Raw genomic sequence first — 16736 nt, forward strand, 5'->3', positions numbered from 1 at the left:
GGAAGTACGAAGGCTAAAATCATAAATGTAACTAGCCGACAGCTGGTGTGGTTGTTTACAGCTTTTTGTATTTTTTTTATTTTACAAAAAGAAGGAAACTTTCCGTTACTCATCTAACCTCAATGGTAATGAAAGTACAAGGTTAGAGGTTGGAAGTACGAAGGCTAAAATCATAAATGTAACTAGCCGACAGCTGGTGTGGTTGTTTACAGCTTTTTGTATTTTTTTATTTTACAAAAAGAAGGAAACTTTCCGTTACTCATCTAACCTCAATGGTAATGAAAGTACAAGGTTAGAAGTTGGAAGTATGAGATCTATATCTAAAAACAGTTTAGTAACCTAATGAGTTCTCACCTACTAGATTAAGAATTCACAAAACACATATTTATGAAAGAAAAATCATTAGTAAAGAAAACAACTCAAAGTATTTCTGATAGTACTGATCAATTATTAAATCAGTTAAAAAATGGTTTTTCTAAACTAAGTGACATTGGAACTACAGCAAAAAATAAATTTATTAATTATGTCAAGGAAGTATTTGACATATTACCACTTATTGAAAAAGCTGGCTTTCGCACAAATAGACTTATCGTAGGGATATCTGTTCCTCCTTCCGTAGAGATTCATGTAAGTAGATTTAAAGAAGTAGACCAAAAAGCAATAGATCAACTTCTTGAAGAATACAAAGACAGAAAAATGTTTAAAATGATTCTTAGATCATTATTAATGTCTAATGAGTTTCAAAGTAAAATTTCTACAGAGCAGCTTGTTTTTAATGAAATTTGTATTGAAATTTCTATTCCCCCTAAAGTGAGCCTTAAATACCTTAATAAAGACATTGCTGGAATACAAACTATAGAAACCTATTTTGATTAGGTCATTACACGCTTTCGCGAAATCGAGCTAGCGAGACTTGCCTGCCGGCAGGCAGTTTCACGACCAAAGGAAGAACGAAGCGTTAAAGCGTACTCAACCACACATCTATTATGATTGTAGCTTTTTAATGACTTCTTTCTTATATGAAATACCTATTGGAATTTCTACCGCTCCAATCTCAATATCTTGCATCGTATAACTTGTTATCTTATTCCTATTTACCATATAAGAACGATGAGTTCGCATAAAATAGGAAGGCACCTTCTGTTCAAAAACACTGATTTTATCTTTGGTTGAAATAGTTCCGTTTTCAAGATGAATACGCACATAATCTTTAATACTTTCTACATACAATACGTCTTTAAAAACAATTTTAACGTATTTCCTATTCGTATTCACATACATATGTTCGTCTTCTTCTACGCTCGTTAAAGACACTTCTTTCTGAATGATAGGACTTCTTACTGTATCAAAGTATTTTGTAATTGATTTAAAAAAACGATCCATAGTGATAGGTTTTAATAAATAATCAATCACATCCAATTCATAGCTTTCTACAGCATACTCTCTGTAGGCCGTTGTAAAGATAATAGCGGGTGGATTTTGGAGGGATTTTACAAATTGAATTCCTGAGAGTCCTGGCATCTGGATATCTAGAAAGATAATATCAACGGTTGTGTTTTTTACAATCTCAAACGCATCTATTGCATTCCAACAGGTAGCCACTAATTCTAATTGTGCAAACTGCTGAATATGTCCTTCCAATAATTCAATGGCCAATGGCTCATCATCTACCACAATACACCTTACTTTTTTACTCATAATTGAATCGTCAAATTGACCTCATAGGATTTTGGGGTTTCTATACAATTCCATTCATATCGGTTAGGGTAAATGAGTTCCAATTGTCTTTTTACATTGCTCTCTCCTATTCCTTTTTTATATCCCATTTCGTCTGTTTGAGGGATTTCAGGTTTTGTATTATACACTCTAATATACGATACGTTTTCTTTTACTTCTATAGAGATTTCAACTTCAGGTTGTTGTATCGCTCCACTTACCCCATGTTTGAATGCATTTTCTACAATAGAAATTAAAACCAAAGGAGCCATTTGTGCCATCTCATTATCAAGGCTATGGTCAAATTTTAATTGCAAACGTTTACCATATCGTAGTTGTTCTAAATCTAGGTAATGCTGTAAGAGTGTTATTTCTTTACTTACCAATACGCTATCATCTTTACATTGGTACAGCATATAATCTAGCATTTCTGAAAGTTTAGCGACCACATCTGGAGCATGATCAGACTTCTTTAGCGTCAATGCATACAGATTATTTAGTGTGTTAAATAAGAAATGCGGGTGTATTTGTGCTTTTAAAAAATTGAGTTCTGCATCTATTTTTTCTTTTTCTAAACGCGATACCTTTCTTTTTTCAGCACTTCGCGAACGCATCATTTTAATGAATATAAAAGGAATGGTAACAGAATATACCCTTCCTACATACCCTAAGATAGTTTCATCATAATATTGAATAATTTCCCATATAGGTTCTTTGTATCCTTCCTCTCCTGCTATTCGTTCTGCAATCTGAACGTTATTAAAACGGTACAGCACACAAAAAACCACTGTACTTAATAAAAAATAAAGAACAAATTGAAAATACTTTTCTTTTTGAAAATACTTTGGAATCAAATAATAGGCTAGAAAATAGGTTGCTAGCATTTTAGTAGGCAAACCTACGGCTCTATAGATTAAAGAGTTCATAGCTTCCGAAATACTCCTGTCAGCAATAATAGGAGCTAGAAACAATACACACATCCAAAAAAGCACGTGTAATGCAATTCTATTTTGCAATAACTTATCTAAAAATTGAATTGATTTTCCCATAATTAATTGAAAAATAGAAAAAAATCAGATCAATTATAACTCAGGTCTCTTAATACGTAATAACAACCCCTCAATACTAGATATCACCCCATGAATTGCATTTAACTTCTTCTATCTAGTGTATGAAGGCATACTCAGGGTATCTGTCTTCTTTTAAAAAAGAGAATTCATATAGCAAGTACATTGCTCAAAAATTAAATACATCATGAAATCACAACTCATCTTTCTTTTATGTTTTAGTATTGCAATACAACAGCTATTTGCACAAAAACTAGATAGTACACCGGCTACATTTACCAGCGAATCTGGAAAAGAAGTTTCTGCTGAAGTCGGAACTATTCAAGTACCTGAAAACCGTAAAAACTCAAATTCGGCATTAATTCCTATTCATTTTATAAAATTAAAAAGCACAAATCCTAACGCCAAAACACCTACTTTTTACCTGGAAGGAGGTCCTGGTTCTAGTTGCACATGGCAAGCTAGTAATCCAAGGTATTTAGAAAACTGGTTACCATATTTAGAGGTAGGCGATGTTGTATTAGTAGACCAAAGAGGGACAGGCGCAGAAACCGAACGTACGTTATTTATATGGCAAAAAGAACTTCCTGAAAATCTTTTTGTAAACGCAGAAGCCGCTCAAAAGCATTTCAACACAATGTCGCAAGAGGCTTTAAAAACCTATAAAGATAGAGACGTAGACTTACAAGGATATACAACTATTGAAAATGCAAACGATCTAGATGTATTGAGACAGGCGTTAGGGTATACGAAAATCTCATTATTTGGTTTTAGCTATGGTACACATCTAGGACAAACCTATATGAAATACTATCCTGATTATGTAGAAAATGCCGTACTCGTAGGAGTAGAAGGATTTAATGACACTTTTAAACTACCCTTAACGATGGATATGCAATTACATAAAATTGCTTTACTTTCTGATAATGACCCTACCATAAATACACAAGTACCAGATCTTGTGGCATTATACAAGAAAGTCGTCCGAAAGATCAAAGAAAAACCTGTCGAAGTAGAAATAACCTCAGCACTTACAGGAACTCCTTTAAAGGTGAAAGTAGGGCCTTATGGATTGAATGTTATATTACGTATAGATATAGGTGATGCTAGTGACATCCCAGTACTTCCTAGACTTCTATATAATATAGATCAAGGAGATTACTCTTTATTACAATGGTTTGTTCAAAAAAGACATCAGCGAGTATATGGCATACACGGAATGGCTATTACTATGGATGCAGCTTCTGGAGCATCTCCAAGTAAATTAGCACGTATTGAGACTGAAAATAAAAAGAGCCTTTTTAAAAACGTAATCAATCCTTCTAATGTAAAAAACTGGCCAATACCCGATTTAGGAGAAGATTTTAGAGCTCCTTTGGCAACAGATATACGAACCTTATTCTTAAGTGGCACCTTAGATTTCAACACACCGCCTTATCAAGCTGAGCAAGTGAGATGGGGCTATTCAAATAGCCAGCATATTATTGTGAAAAATGCAGGACATGAACAAATAGTATATCACCCTAAAGCGCAAGCAACTATTTTACGATTTCTAAAAGGAGAAACTATAGATGATATTACCATGTCATATCCGCCTATACGGTTTATTCCGCTTACAGGGACTTCGGAAGATCTCTGGCATCCTTCGTTAGGAGATGAATAAAAGGCTAAATCACACCTTAAATCTTAAAAGGCATAGTGCAGTGTATCTATGCCTTTCTGTTTTTAAAATTAATTGAAATGTTACTGGGTACGCTTTCGCGAAAGCGTATACAACCTCCTACTTATTAAAAATAGTTATCATTGCACTTCTAAATGATCATTTAAATAATAATCGGATATGTTTATTCCAGAAGTAAAAAGTCAAAAAGACGAAGATATATGTATTCTAATTCGGGTTGAGAATCACTCTCATAACTATATCTGTGAATGTGGTGAGGCAAAATCGCTTACGGTAAAAGAATGTCAGAATACAAAGGCTATTTTTATTAGCCATACACATATAGACCATTTTGTGAATTTTGATACCATATTACGTCATCAAATAGGAGGCAATCAGCGAGTTATTATTTGTGGACCAACCGATATCACAAAACAGGTACAAAGCAGGATACAAAGTTATCGTTGGAATCTCATTACAAAAGACGCAATCACCTATGAAATAAGAGAAATCCAATCTAATGGAACCATCAAAAGAGCTGAATTAAAACCACCTCTCTGGGAAATCACACCTATAGAGGATATGGCAGGTTCAAGTGTATTTGAAAATGATTTATTTGAAGTAAGCTACACCATTCTAGACCATAAAACCGATACAATTGCGTATCTATTTAAAGGAAAGGACACTACCAAAATAGATTTACAAAAAGGTGATTTTAAAGGAGGTAAATGGGTGAGAGATTTAAAAACTGCCTTTGAAACAAATGATCCTACTTGTGAAATAATCATTGAAGACACTATCTACAAAGCTGCCGATTTATTTCATTTAATCAATGTAAAAAAAGGACAAAAATTAGGTGTTATTATGGATCATGCTGCATCTGTAGCAAATCATAAAAATATCTTAGAAACATTTACAAATGCTGATCAGGTCTTTATAGAAAGCTTCTATAAAGTAGAAGATAAAGAAGGAGCTATGGCCAACTATCATAGTTATTCTTCTGAATCTGGAAGGATCATGAGGGCATGTAATGTTCAGGATGCTACTCCTGTTCATTTTTCAAGAAAATACAATGAAACAGACATCAATGAGCTGTTACAAGAGTTTGAGAGTGCTTATAGGGGGTAAATATTTATTCTGTTACTTTAGAAGTATTAATAATACGATATTCTATACTAGTAGTCTCTGATTTTGTATCTCCATATGATCTAGCTACTAATAATGCTGGATCCAATCCTTTTTCAATAAGGTAGTTGCCTATTAAAACAACTCTTTGTGTAGCGTTCTCCATATTACTAGTACTGGATTTCTCGGAAACATAATGACTTTGAATATCCAATTTATAGCCTTGCTTAATATGAGGAACAAGTATGTTGTCTATAATAGCTATATCTTCCTTTGAAAGTCCTTGACTTAGATCATCTTTAGCAACTTCTAATTCTTGAAAAGTCATCAATGAACAATGTACTTCTTCCCATTTAAGTTTTGTTTTCTTTTTATTAAAACACTTTACATAACATTTGCCATTTTCTGGATTGGGTGGTAGATTGTAATTCTGAGTAACAGTAATAAAACTAAATAGAAATGATATTAAAAATATAACTGACTTCATATCTGTAATATAACTATTTTATCATTCTTACTTTATGGCAACGAGTCTACCTTACAAAACCTATAATTGAGTAGATCCTATTTTAGCAATTTGTTGTTTATTAAGATAGACTGGAGCGTTTTCAAACAATGTTTTAACACGATTGTCCCAATCTCGTACAATCTCAAAATAACTTGAGTTTACAACAGACATAATACGACCACAGTCATCACACACATGCCTTGAGTATTCTAAAAAATAATGCGCAAACTCATGAAAGGCGACTACTTTTAAAATTTCTGGATCTAATTGTGCCATCCAATTAATATCAATAGCGACCACCTTACCTTGTTCATTTCTACGTAACATTCCTAATGTAGATCCGTCTTCAGAGACGGTAAGTGTATTTACAACATCTATACTTTCTAATTGGAATAACTTATCGTAATAATCGATATTATAGGTTTTACAAATTTCAAAAAATTCATTAAGCAACGGTTGCAAACGCCCATCAATACTCACATTTTGAGCAGAAACTGAAATAAAAGAACCCATTAAAACCCCCAATAGAACTATCTTCTTCATAACACATAACAATTAATCGGTTACATAGTACTGAGTTGATGCATTCAAAGGCAATTTGTAACCACATGATATAGACTAAAGATTTTCTTTAATCTTTTTGATTGGGATATTTGGAAATAACAAAGTCAAGATTGACTTCTAAAGCATCATGACAGATAAGTAGACCGCTGTTTATCAATGCTCTTCAAATATAACTGAAATCTTAATGCAATATTGTATTACGTACTGAAGCTACTGGAATTTATATCATCTCTAGTATGACACCTAGTTAGTTTTAAAATGGTATTAGACATAAAACTCATTCACCACTTTTAGATAATCTTCGCGATTCTTCACAAAATCAAGATCGGAAATATCTATAATTTTCACATTAAGCTGATGTTGTGCTTTTATAAAATCAAGATAACCTTGATTTATTTTTTCGAGATAACCTGCATCGATCTCTTTTTCATAACTACGACCACGCTTCTTAATATTTTGCAAAAGGCGCTCTGTGTTTTGATACAAATACACATACAAATCGGGTTGCGGCATATCACGATACATCATTTCGTGTAAACGCTTATACAAGACATACTCTTCTTCTTGTAAGGTTACCTGTGAGAATATAAGTGATTTATAACGATCATAATCAGCAATCATAAAATCTTTAAAAAGATCATATTGCCCTATATCATCGAGCAATTGCTGGTATCTATCTGCTAGAAAAGACATTTCTAAAGGAAATGCATATCGCTCTGGTTCTTTATAAAATTTAGGCAAAAAAGGATTGTCTTTAAAGCGTTCAAGAATAGGCTTTGCATTAAACTCTTCTGATATCATCTCTACAAGACTCGTTTTTCCTGCTCCTATATTTCCCTCTACCACTATATAATTATAATCCCCTAAAAGCATAGAGTCTTTAGGATTTTTAAGCCATTTAGGTTGTTTAGTGACCTCACTTTCATCGGGACATTGTTTCAATAAAGAAGCAAATGTCTCTTTAGAAACAGGATGCTCTTCATTTCCTGCAATATCTGCAAGTGGTTGTAACACAAATCTACGATCACACATTCGAGGATGTGGCACTTGAAGTGTATTTGTATTGATACTAGCATCATCATATAATAGCACATCAATATCTATAGGTCGAGATTGATATCCAACACCTTCTTCTCGCACACGCCCCATAGAAGTCTCTATAGCAAGTATATGTTTTAAAAGTTTGGATGCTGTAAGATTGGTATGCATACGCACCACACAATTATGAAAATCTGGACCTTCAAAACCTAATGCTGGACTCAGATATACAGGAGATATTTTATGAACACGCCCTACTTGAGCAAACAAGAGTTGTATTGCTTTCGTAAGGTTTTCATAGGTATTCCCCTGATTACTTCCTAATGATAAATAGATCGTATGCAAGATGGTTAGTACATTAACATTTATGAACAAATTAAGTAAAAGATTCTCATAATACTTTAATTTTGGACTTGAAGTTATTAAGAATATGAATCAAGCGACATCTAGACATTCTCTTAAAGATTTACAAACCGCTTATAGGATATACTTTACACTTGGCGCTTTATTTATATGTGCACTAGTCGTATCTAATCTTATTTTTCAAAAATTTTTTAGTTGGGACTTTTTTGGAATCTATACGTTTGAAATATCAGTAGGCTTACTTCCTTACCCTATTACGTTTTTAATCACAGATCTTATCAGTGAGATTTATGGAAAAAAGAAGGCTAATCAGATGGTTACAACTGGTATATTTGCCTCCTTCTTTTCGTTACTTATTATCTATGTAAGTAATGCGGCGACAGCTACGAGTTGGTCTCCTGTAAATGACGCATTATTTTCTGAAGTTTTTGGAGCTACGGCTATTGCTGTCTTTGCAAGTATGACCGCTTATTTATTGGCACAATATGTGGATATCCATTTGTATCATTTTTGGAAAAAGCTCACCAATGGAAAACATTTATGGCTTCGTAACAATTTCTCAACATTTCTATCACAATTTATAGACACTGCTGCTGTACTTTTATTACTGTGTAGTTTTGGAGAGATAGAATGGAACCGTTTTAGCGGATTATTAGTAGGGGGATTTTTATTTAAAGTCTTAATTGCTGCTTTAGATACGCCTTTTTTATATCTAGGTGTTTACATCTTTAGAAAAAAATTCAATCTCGCCGAAGGCGAAGAGCTACAACTTGACGTATAAAGAGTAAAGCAATTGTATGAAATGAGTACTTATACTGATTTCTAACAACATAAAATCACAGTATACATGAAACGTATCTTAAAAATAGTAGGGATTATCCTTTTAGTATTGATCATACTTTTGGTTGCTACTCCCTTTCTTTTTAGAGGAAAACTAGAAGACTTACTTAAAAACACAATTAATCAAAATATCAATGCACGAGTGACTTGGGAGGCGTTAGATATTAGTTTAATTAAAAACTTTCCTGATGCTACGGTAACACTGAATGATTTTAGTGTTATTAATAATGCCCCTTTTGAAGGTGACACCCTTGCTGCAGGTAAAGAACTGCGTATTGCAATGGGTATAAAACAACTTTTAAAAGATACTGGAGATGACCCTATAAAAATAGATGCTCTACGATTGGATGACGCAATAATAAATATCAAAGTAGATTCGTTAGGCAATGCAAATTACGATATTGCCAAAAAGGATTCTTCTTCTGATTCTGCTGTCGCGAAAGAAGATACTTCTTCAAAACCATTTGCGTTTGATCTTCAGCATTATGAACTCAACAATGCTACCATTAATTACCTAGATGAAAGCACCAAAACTTACCTGCGATTATCTGAAATGAATCATGAAGGAAATGGTGATTTTAGCGCTAGTCAAAGTACGCTTGAAACGAAAACAACGGCACTTGCCTCTTTTGAATTTGACAGTATTAATTATTTAGATAATGCCAATATTGATCTCACAGCAGATATAGCCCTTGATTTAGAAAACCAGAAATATACCTTTCTAGAAAATAAAGTAATCGTACATGAGCTGCCTTTACAATTTGATGGGTACGTACAATTAGAAGATAAAGGAACTGCCATGGATATTTCGTTCGAGACCCCTTCATCTGATTTCAAAAACTTTTTAGCCATCATTCCGAAAGCATATGCAACAAGTTTGGATGGGGTTCAAACCGGTGGTGATTTTCGCGTAAGCGGAAAAATAAATGGAAACGCTACAGAAACGACCATACCCAAACTAGATATTGCTATTGTCTCTACAAATGCTTCGTTTAAGTATCCTGACTTGCCAAAACAGATGAATAACATCAATATTGATGCAAAAATTAAAAATGATTCTGGAATTGTAGAAGACACGTATGTGAGTATCAATACGCTAAATTTTAAAATAGATAACGATCTGTTTTCAGCCAATGGAAAACTGCGTAATCTCACGACAAATATTCTAGTAAACCTTGCCATTAAAGGAACACTAGACCTCGCTAATATTGGGAAAGTATACCCGCTAGACATAGGGGCTCCATTACAAGGGAAAGTAATTGCAGATATGACCACTGCTTTTGACATGAATGCGGTAAACAAACAGCAATACCAGCGTATTGAAAGTAGCGGACAAGCACAACTAACTGACTTTAAGTATGAGGGAGAAGAATTACCAAAACCTATTACTATAGACAATGCAGCACTCACATTTAAACCTGGCATCATACAACTTGAAAATTTTGAAGGGCAAAGTGGCGATACTGATATTAAAGCCAATGGAACTATAGAAAACCTCATCCCTTTTGTGATGTCTAAAGAAGATTTAAAAGGTAGATTTAATGTGACTTCACAGGTGTTCAATCTCAATGATTTTTCGGTTACTGAAACTATCGAAAGCAATACTCCTTCTGGCAAAAATACTTCAAACACACCTGCTACAACAAAAGAGGCTACGATTCAAATCCCAGATTTCTTAGATGCTTCTTTAGACTTTACTGCCACCAAAGTCATCTATGATGATCTAGAGCTATCTGATGTAAAAGGAACAGTGGCTATCAATGATGAAAAAGCACTGTTAAACAATGTAAATTCTTCCATATTTGGGGGTACCGCTGGTGTTTCTGGAAATGTTTCTACAAAAACTGGCATTCCAATTTTTGATATGGAACTTGATTTAAGTAAAATAAATATTGATCAATCGTTCAAGAATATAAAACTTTTAAAACAGCTAGCTCCAATTGCCAAAGCATTGCAAGGTTCTCTCAACACTAAGATCAATTTAAAAGGACAATTAGATGAGAATTTTGCTCCTATCCTGAGTTCTATAGATGGAAATGCATTTGCAGAAATCCTCACCGCCGATGTTCAAACCGCAAATAGTCCTTTACTCTCTGCACTAAATAGCCAATTGGATTTTATCAATCTAGAAAGTATTGATTTGGATAATCTAAAAGCAGCATTGACATTTAAAGATGGAAAAGTGGTGGTCAATCCTTTTACCATCAAAGCAGATGATATTGATATAGATGTAAGTGGCGGACATAGTTTTGACAATGCTATTGGATATAACTTAAAACTTGATATTCCTGCAAAATACTTAGGAGGTGATGTAAGTAAATTACTCGCGAAATTGACTGCAAAAGAAAAAGAAAACCTTTCTGCACATGTACCTATTACCCTTTCGGGAAATTTTACTAAGCCATCTGTACAGCTTAATTTAAAATCGGCTATTGGAGACTTGACCAATCAAATCATTGAGATTCAGAAAAACAGATTGATAGAAGAAGGTACGAGTCAGATTACAGATATTCTAGGAGATGTTTTAGGCGGCGGAAAAGACACGCCCAAAGATAGCACGTCTACAAGCTCTCAAGGCTCCCCAAAACCAAAAGTGGAAGACATTATTGAAAATGCAGCAGGAGGTCTCCTAGACGGTTTATTTGGTAAGAAAAAGAAGAAGACAAAGAAGGATAGTGTTGGGAATTAGTTTTTTTGATAATATAGAGCTAAGAGAAAAGAACATAGACACAAAATAGCGTAGTGTTCTATTTTAGAGTACTATGTTATTTTTAAAAATTTATTCTCTATATTTCTTTATCCGTTTTCGCGAAAGCGTACTAAGCATTAATCCCGAATTTCATTAAGCTCTCTATTTTTACTAGCCGCATACTTGAAGCCTCGCTTCCACCAATCGGCCATTTTTTCTTTATTAAACACTAGCGAATTTGTGGTGAGTACAACAGGGGTGTAATAGAGATTTATAATCGCATCTTTATTATTTGCCGCAAATTTACCAATAGTGATATTCTGTTTTTCGATACGATCTATCATAAAAGAATGTAGATTGGTCAATAATGAAAATACATTTTTAGAAGGCAAGCTATTGTAATACGTAACTTCAGTTTCTAGAATAATGACATCTATTTCGGTAGCGCCTCGATCTACTGCTTCTTTAATAGGTACCATACTTCCAAAACCTCCATCGGCATACTCACAGCCATCTTTTTTTACCAAACTCATAAAAGGAATGTAATTGCACGAAATCCAGATCCAATCACAAAAATCTTCATACGTCACTTCTTTAATGGATTTATATTCTGTGTCGTGTAGAGACAGGTTTGAGACGGTCACCACAATATCTTTATGACTTTGTTTGAGTTCTTCAAACTCTTCACGTGTAAGCAATTTACCTATGAGTTCTCTTAGGTTTTGGCTTTCGCCAAAGGTTTTAGCACCTCTTAAAAAATTACGTACTACACTCCAGTGATTAATATTTATTTGTTCTTGTCCCCATTTGTCTTTTTTAGTCACAAAAGGACAGTTACTAAAGATGGCAGATTGGTTTACGGAAGTATAGGCTTCTTTGATTTTATCAATCTTTCCTAAGGCAAGGTGAGAAATTAATAAGCTTCCTGTAGACGTACCTATAAATAAATCATAGGTATGCCCTAACTCTTCCATAAGATATTGTGCAACACCACCGCCAAAAGCGCCTTTACTACCTCCTCCAGAAATGACTAAAGCCCTCATAAATAGTTTCTCTTTTAAAAACCGATTAGACGCTCGAAGATAGAACTCCTTGCGAAGTTTACGAAATCTCAGTTATAATTTTACTTATTGTAATTCAATCGGTATCGGGACTTTATTTTTTTTAGCATAAAAAATAATCTTATCCTTATATGTAGTCCCATATCCCTCTAACAACCCTTCCAACAATTCTTCTAAAGAGGTTAGATATAAATCTGCAGGATATAATTTGAGATATTCAAAAATCACATTAAAAGCAATATCATACTTTTCTATCTCAACACAACTATTATAAAGAGACATGCTTACTAATTCATTACGAGGACTTATGGTTATTGCCTTCTCTAAATAAGGGATAGCTTTTGCGCGCTGTCCTGTTTTAGCTAAAATCAGTCCTAAAAGCCCTATCACTTTCCCGTTTTCTGAATTCCTTTTATATAAATCCCATAGAATGGATAATGCATCTTCATCAGAATCATTTTTCTGAAGTTTAATTGCGTTTTTCAACTTACTAATATCTTCTTCATTTAACTTTTCCATGATCTTATTATATCAGTAAAAATTAAGTGTATGTATGCACGTTTAAGAAACTTCCAATTGATATCCTTCAGATAGATTTCCTGTAATAACTACGGTTTGTCCAGGAAGCATTTCTGACAGATCACTTAACTTATTTTTCACTTCATATAATTCTCCATTAGGAGGACAGTATTGACTATAGCCATCAACAACTGCTACAGACATGGGCCATTCAAATTGATAGTTTGCAGTAGAAAAAGCAATAAGTGATATTGGAGGAATATATTCATTGGATCCAAACTTTGGGTGAACATATATCATAGACCCACTATTATTTTCTATGCTTATATCTGCTCCATTATGGTTTTCTCCTTCAAGTTTCATAGCTACTTTATTGGCAGCTTCATTCCAATCTGCTTTGTAAGCTGTTGGTGTTTTTTTAATAGTATCCCACCATACGGAATCTGTTTGTTTCCCTCCATATGGATCTGTACTAGATACACCTTTAGGATAGTAATTAGTCACCAATTCCATTTGTTTTGGAAAAGGTTCTATATGAGGATGATCTTGAGAAGGACCAACTACCTTCCATGCATAGGTTTCTAATTGGGTCATACGTGATATAAAAGCAACAAGGATATTTTCTCCTGTTTGATTTATAATCGTAAAAGCATTTTCTGTAGACATGTTTTTGATTTAGTCGTTATCATGCAATGTAGCCATAACTAAAAGATGATGTACAACTTGTCAAGTATATTTTATAAAAAAGATATTTGCTATATAATTAACAAGTCATTATTAGAAGAAAAAGAAATCATTTCCTCCACTCTCTCCTTTACTACCTAGTGTATTAAATTTCCAGCTAAAACTCAGTAAGAAGTACTGCTCAAGAACGGTACTTTGGACATCTTGTATAAAGTTGGCATTAGCGGTACGACGTGCATTCGTATTTTGATTCAACACATCATATACTTTAAGTGTGACCGTTGCTTTGTCTTTTAAGAAACTATAAGCTACAGTACTATTCCAAAACCAGGCACTACTCTGAAAACCTGGAGCTACATTAGGGTTGTAGCTGTATTGTATTTCATTACGCCATTCTACATGCTTAGGTACAAATAATGCTGTACTTAGGTTTAAGTTATGTCTTAAGAAATCTTGATCTTCAAAAGCATCAATTCCAAATACGGTATTTGAAAAACTTAAGTTATAACGAGGTCTGATTTCAAATACATCTTTCCAAGTAAATGATGCATTTATTCTAGGTCCAATAGAAGTTGTTCTACTAGCATATTGTACATCGTTATTAAAATTGATATTTCGATTTGTATTTACATTGAATCCTGCTCCATATTTAATAGTACGGATCGAATCTATTTTTGAGGATTTATTATATCCTCCACCTACTGATATTTGATAATTCCCATTTACATTTTCGTAGGTAGTAGAGCGCACCAAGTTTTCATCAACTATTGTTTTTGTGATAATAGCATCATTTACAAAATTACCATTCACATTTACGTAATACCCTCCTCCCTTTTGGAAGTCATAATTATTAAAACCTCCATAAAAACTATGATCATTAGAGGGTGCTAAATCAGGATTTCCTTGTATAATATTTAAAGGATCTGAAACATCTACAAAAGGATTTAACTGTGTTACTTGCGGAGGTCTATTACTTAGATTATAACCAAAATAAGAAGACATTTTTGGAGAAAAGGTATAGTTTACATAAGAAGATAGTTCTACAGCTTCAAAATCTTGACTTATATTAAATTCAGGTCTTAAAAAGTCTTCATTTTCTAATGTTCTAAACACATAGCCGGCACCAAAGCTAATATTAAATTTATCGGTATTGTATCGTAAATTTAACTCTGGTGTTGTACGGATATTACGTCCTTCAAAATCTGTACTCAAGTCTAGATTAAAAGCATCAAATTGCTGTGTACTTTCATTAAAATCGAATGTACTTCGTTTTCGAGTTCTATTATCATTTCGATATCCAAACTCAAAATCTAAAAACAGTTTTTCTGCAATTAAAGGCTGCCTATAGGTAACACCAAGGTTATAGCCATTTACACCTGCTTCTCCGTCTGTAAATTGATTTCTATCTATAGTTGAAGGGTCATCGCCAAAAATATTCGTTTGGGATTGTATAAAGTCTTCAGACTCTTGTTTATTAATTTCATTTTGCAATCTAAATTTCAAAAAAGAGCCTTTACTCCCGAAACGTTTTGTTAAGCTTATATTATTTTCAAAATTACCACCCGTATTTAACGTACGATTATTTGCATTAGAGGCATTAATTTGTGCGCCATCTTCATCAAAAGATGCTTCATTAGAGGCAAATCGATTTTCATTTCTATTGATTCGAAAGGCAGGTCTGATATTTATTAAAAAAGTAGAATCTACTTTTATATTAAAGGTCATATTAGCACTATGATTATCTATATTCCCATCAGATCGTGTCGTGCTATTTGTAAAGAAGCGCCTATCCGGAAGAATATTTTCGCGTTCTGTACGTACTTCATCAAAAGAGTTTGCTCCAGAATAAAAATAATCGGCAGAGATATCTACTTTTTTTCCAATGACATCTGCATAATTGGCTCCAACATTTTTACTGTTTACAATACCTTGCGATCCTCCAAACCCACGTCCATCAATATTAAAGGAGCCATTACTATTAAAGGAAATAGAATTTCCACCTCCAAAAAACTTTCGAATTTCTCCAAAACTAAAACCAGCAGCGTTTAGGTTATTTCCTCCTCCTAAAACACTGATGCGTCTATCATTGTCAAACACATTGACGATACCTGCAAACTCAAACCGCTCATCGGTTCCTACACCTCCTGCAATCCGTCCAAAGACGCCTTTATTATTTTCTTCTGCAATAGTTAAATTAATGGTTTTATTCTCTTTATCACCTTCTTCTCCCGCAAAAGCCTCATCATCTGTCTTTGTATCTGTTACTTGAATTTTTTCTACTATTTCTTTTGTAAGATTACGTGTTGCTATTGTAGGGTCATCACCAAAAAAAGGCTTTCCATTTACTAAAATCTTATTGACCTCTTTTCCATTTACAGTGATCTTTCCATCTTCATCTACCTCTACTCCCGGGAGTTCCTTGAGAAGGTCTTCTATATTTGCATCTTTCTTTGTCTTAAAAGATTTTACATTAAATTCTAGAGTATCTTTTTTTACAGTAATTGGAGCTCTACTTTTTACAACCACCTCATCTAATGTAGCCACATTAAAATCTAAGAATATCTCTCCTAAATCAATCTTAGGATTTGTCAAATCTATTGTCTTTCTATAATTCTCGTATCCTACAAATGAAATATTAACAGACACTTTCTTTTGATTCGTTCTTCCTTCTAAAGAAAATAGTCCTTTCGCATTGGTTATTGTATAAGTAATTAAGGTGGTATCTTTTACTGTTTCCATAAAAACAGTTGCAGCTTCTAAAGGTTGTTTTGTTGTTTTATCTTTTAAAACCCCAGTAACCTCAAAATTTTGAGCTTGTAAACATACACACGAAAGAAGGAGGAAGAGAACTGTGACGGCACGTAGTAGTGTCATATAAGCAGATGGTTAATTGATTGATGAT

The 16736-nt window shown here is 33.6% G+C and carries 14 protein-coding genes; 5 read left to right on the top strand and 9 right to left on the bottom strand.

Annotated features, from left to right (window positions below):
• Positions 1-387: 387 nt before the first annotated feature.
• Positions 388-876: a hypothetical protein gene (locus Q1A01_RS14445; protein WP_299682257.1), complete on the top strand. Its 489-nt coding sequence runs from the start codon at positions 388-390 to the stop codon at positions 874-876.
• Between the two features lie 108 nt (positions 877-984).
• Here the strand turns inward: Q1A01_RS14445 and Q1A01_RS14450 are convergent, their stop codons facing one another.
• Positions 985-1698, bottom strand: a complete 714-nt coding sequence (locus tag Q1A01_RS14450) for a LytTR family DNA-binding domain-containing protein (RefSeq protein ID WP_299682260.1) — start codon at positions 1696-1698, stop codon at positions 985-987.
• Positions 1695-2765 carry a histidine kinase gene (locus Q1A01_RS14455; RefSeq protein WP_299682263.1) on the bottom strand — a complete coding sequence of 357 codons (1071 nt, stop codon included), beginning with the start codon at positions 2763-2765 and terminating at the stop codon, positions 1695-1697. The genes Q1A01_RS14450 and Q1A01_RS14455 overlap by 4 nt, the downstream gene beginning before the upstream one ends.
• A 205-nt stretch (positions 2766-2970) precedes the next feature.
• Here Q1A01_RS14455 and Q1A01_RS14460 point away from each other — a divergent pair, with 205 nt between their 5' ends.
• On the top strand, positions 2971-4446 hold the full coding sequence (locus tag Q1A01_RS14460; RefSeq protein WP_299682266.1) for an alpha/beta hydrolase: 1476 nt from the start codon (positions 2971-2973) through the stop codon (positions 4444-4446).
• Between the two features lie 177 nt (positions 4447-4623).
• Positions 4624-5571, top strand: a complete 948-nt coding sequence (locus Q1A01_RS14465) for a peptidase (protein ID WP_299682269.1) — start codon at positions 4624-4626, stop codon at positions 5569-5571.
• Positions 5572-5575: 4 nt separating this feature from the next.
• On the opposite strand, the gene Q1A01_RS14470 is transcribed toward Q1A01_RS14465, so the two are convergent.
• The 3 genes from Q1A01_RS14470 to folK all read right to left on the bottom strand — a co-directional run bounded on the left by Q1A01_RS14470 (position 5576) and on the right by folK (position 8023).
• Positions 5576-6055, bottom strand: coding sequence for a hypothetical protein (locus Q1A01_RS14470; protein ID WP_299682272.1), 480 nt, complete (start codon positions 6053-6055; stop codon positions 5576-5578).
• A gap of 60 nt (positions 6056-6115) precedes the next feature.
• Positions 6116-6619, bottom strand: a complete 504-nt coding sequence (locus Q1A01_RS14475) for a hypothetical protein (protein WP_299682275.1) — start codon at positions 6617-6619, stop codon at positions 6116-6118.
• Between the two features lie 285 nt (positions 6620-6904).
• Positions 6905-8023, bottom strand: coding sequence for a 2-amino-4-hydroxy-6-hydroxymethyldihydropteridine diphosphokinase (folK, locus tag Q1A01_RS14480; protein ID WP_299682278.1), 1119 nt, complete (start codon positions 8021-8023; stop codon positions 6905-6907).
• 85 nt (positions 8024-8108) lie between these two features.
• Between folK and Q1A01_RS14485 the strand changes: the two genes are divergently transcribed.
• A complete protein-coding gene (locus tag Q1A01_RS14485; protein WP_299682280.1) occupies positions 8109-8822 on the top strand; it encodes a queuosine precursor transporter in 714 nt (237 codons plus the stop codon).
• A gap of 66 nt (positions 8823-8888) precedes the next feature.
• A complete protein-coding gene (locus tag Q1A01_RS14490; protein WP_299682283.1) occupies positions 8889-11570 on the top strand; it encodes an AsmA-like C-terminal region-containing protein in 2682 nt (893 codons plus the stop codon).
• Between the two features lie 137 nt (positions 11571-11707).
• Here the strand turns inward: Q1A01_RS14490 and Q1A01_RS14495 are convergent, their stop codons facing one another.
• The 4 genes from Q1A01_RS14495 to Q1A01_RS14510 all read right to left on the bottom strand — a co-directional run bounded on the left by Q1A01_RS14495 (position 11708) and on the right by Q1A01_RS14510 (position 16708).
• Positions 11708-12613 carry a patatin-like phospholipase family protein gene (locus tag Q1A01_RS14495; RefSeq protein ID WP_299682285.1) on the bottom strand — a complete coding sequence of 302 codons (906 nt, stop codon included), beginning with the start codon at positions 12611-12613 and terminating at the stop codon, positions 11708-11710.
• An 84-nt stretch (positions 12614-12697) separates the two neighbouring features.
• Entirely contained in the window at positions 12698-13150 is a 453-nt protein-coding gene (locus Q1A01_RS14500) for a hypothetical protein (RefSeq protein ID WP_299682288.1), read from the bottom strand.
• 42 nt (positions 13151-13192) lie between these two features.
• The gene (locus Q1A01_RS14505; RefSeq protein WP_299682291.1) at positions 13193-13816 is read right to left on the bottom strand and encodes a hypothetical protein; all 624 of its coding nucleotides are present in this window, start codon (positions 13814-13816) and stop codon (positions 13193-13195) included.
• A gap of 111 nt (positions 13817-13927) precedes the next feature.
• Complete coding sequence (locus tag Q1A01_RS14510; protein WP_299682294.1) at positions 13928-16708, bottom strand: outer membrane beta-barrel protein; 2781 nt, start codon at positions 16706-16708, stop codon at positions 13928-13930.
• Between the last annotated feature and the right edge of the window lie 28 nt (positions 16709-16736).

Source organism: uncultured Dokdonia sp., assembly GCF_947492815.1.
In the GTDB taxonomy this organism is placed as follows: domain Bacteria; phylum Bacteroidota; class Bacteroidia; order Flavobacteriales; family Flavobacteriaceae; genus Dokdonia.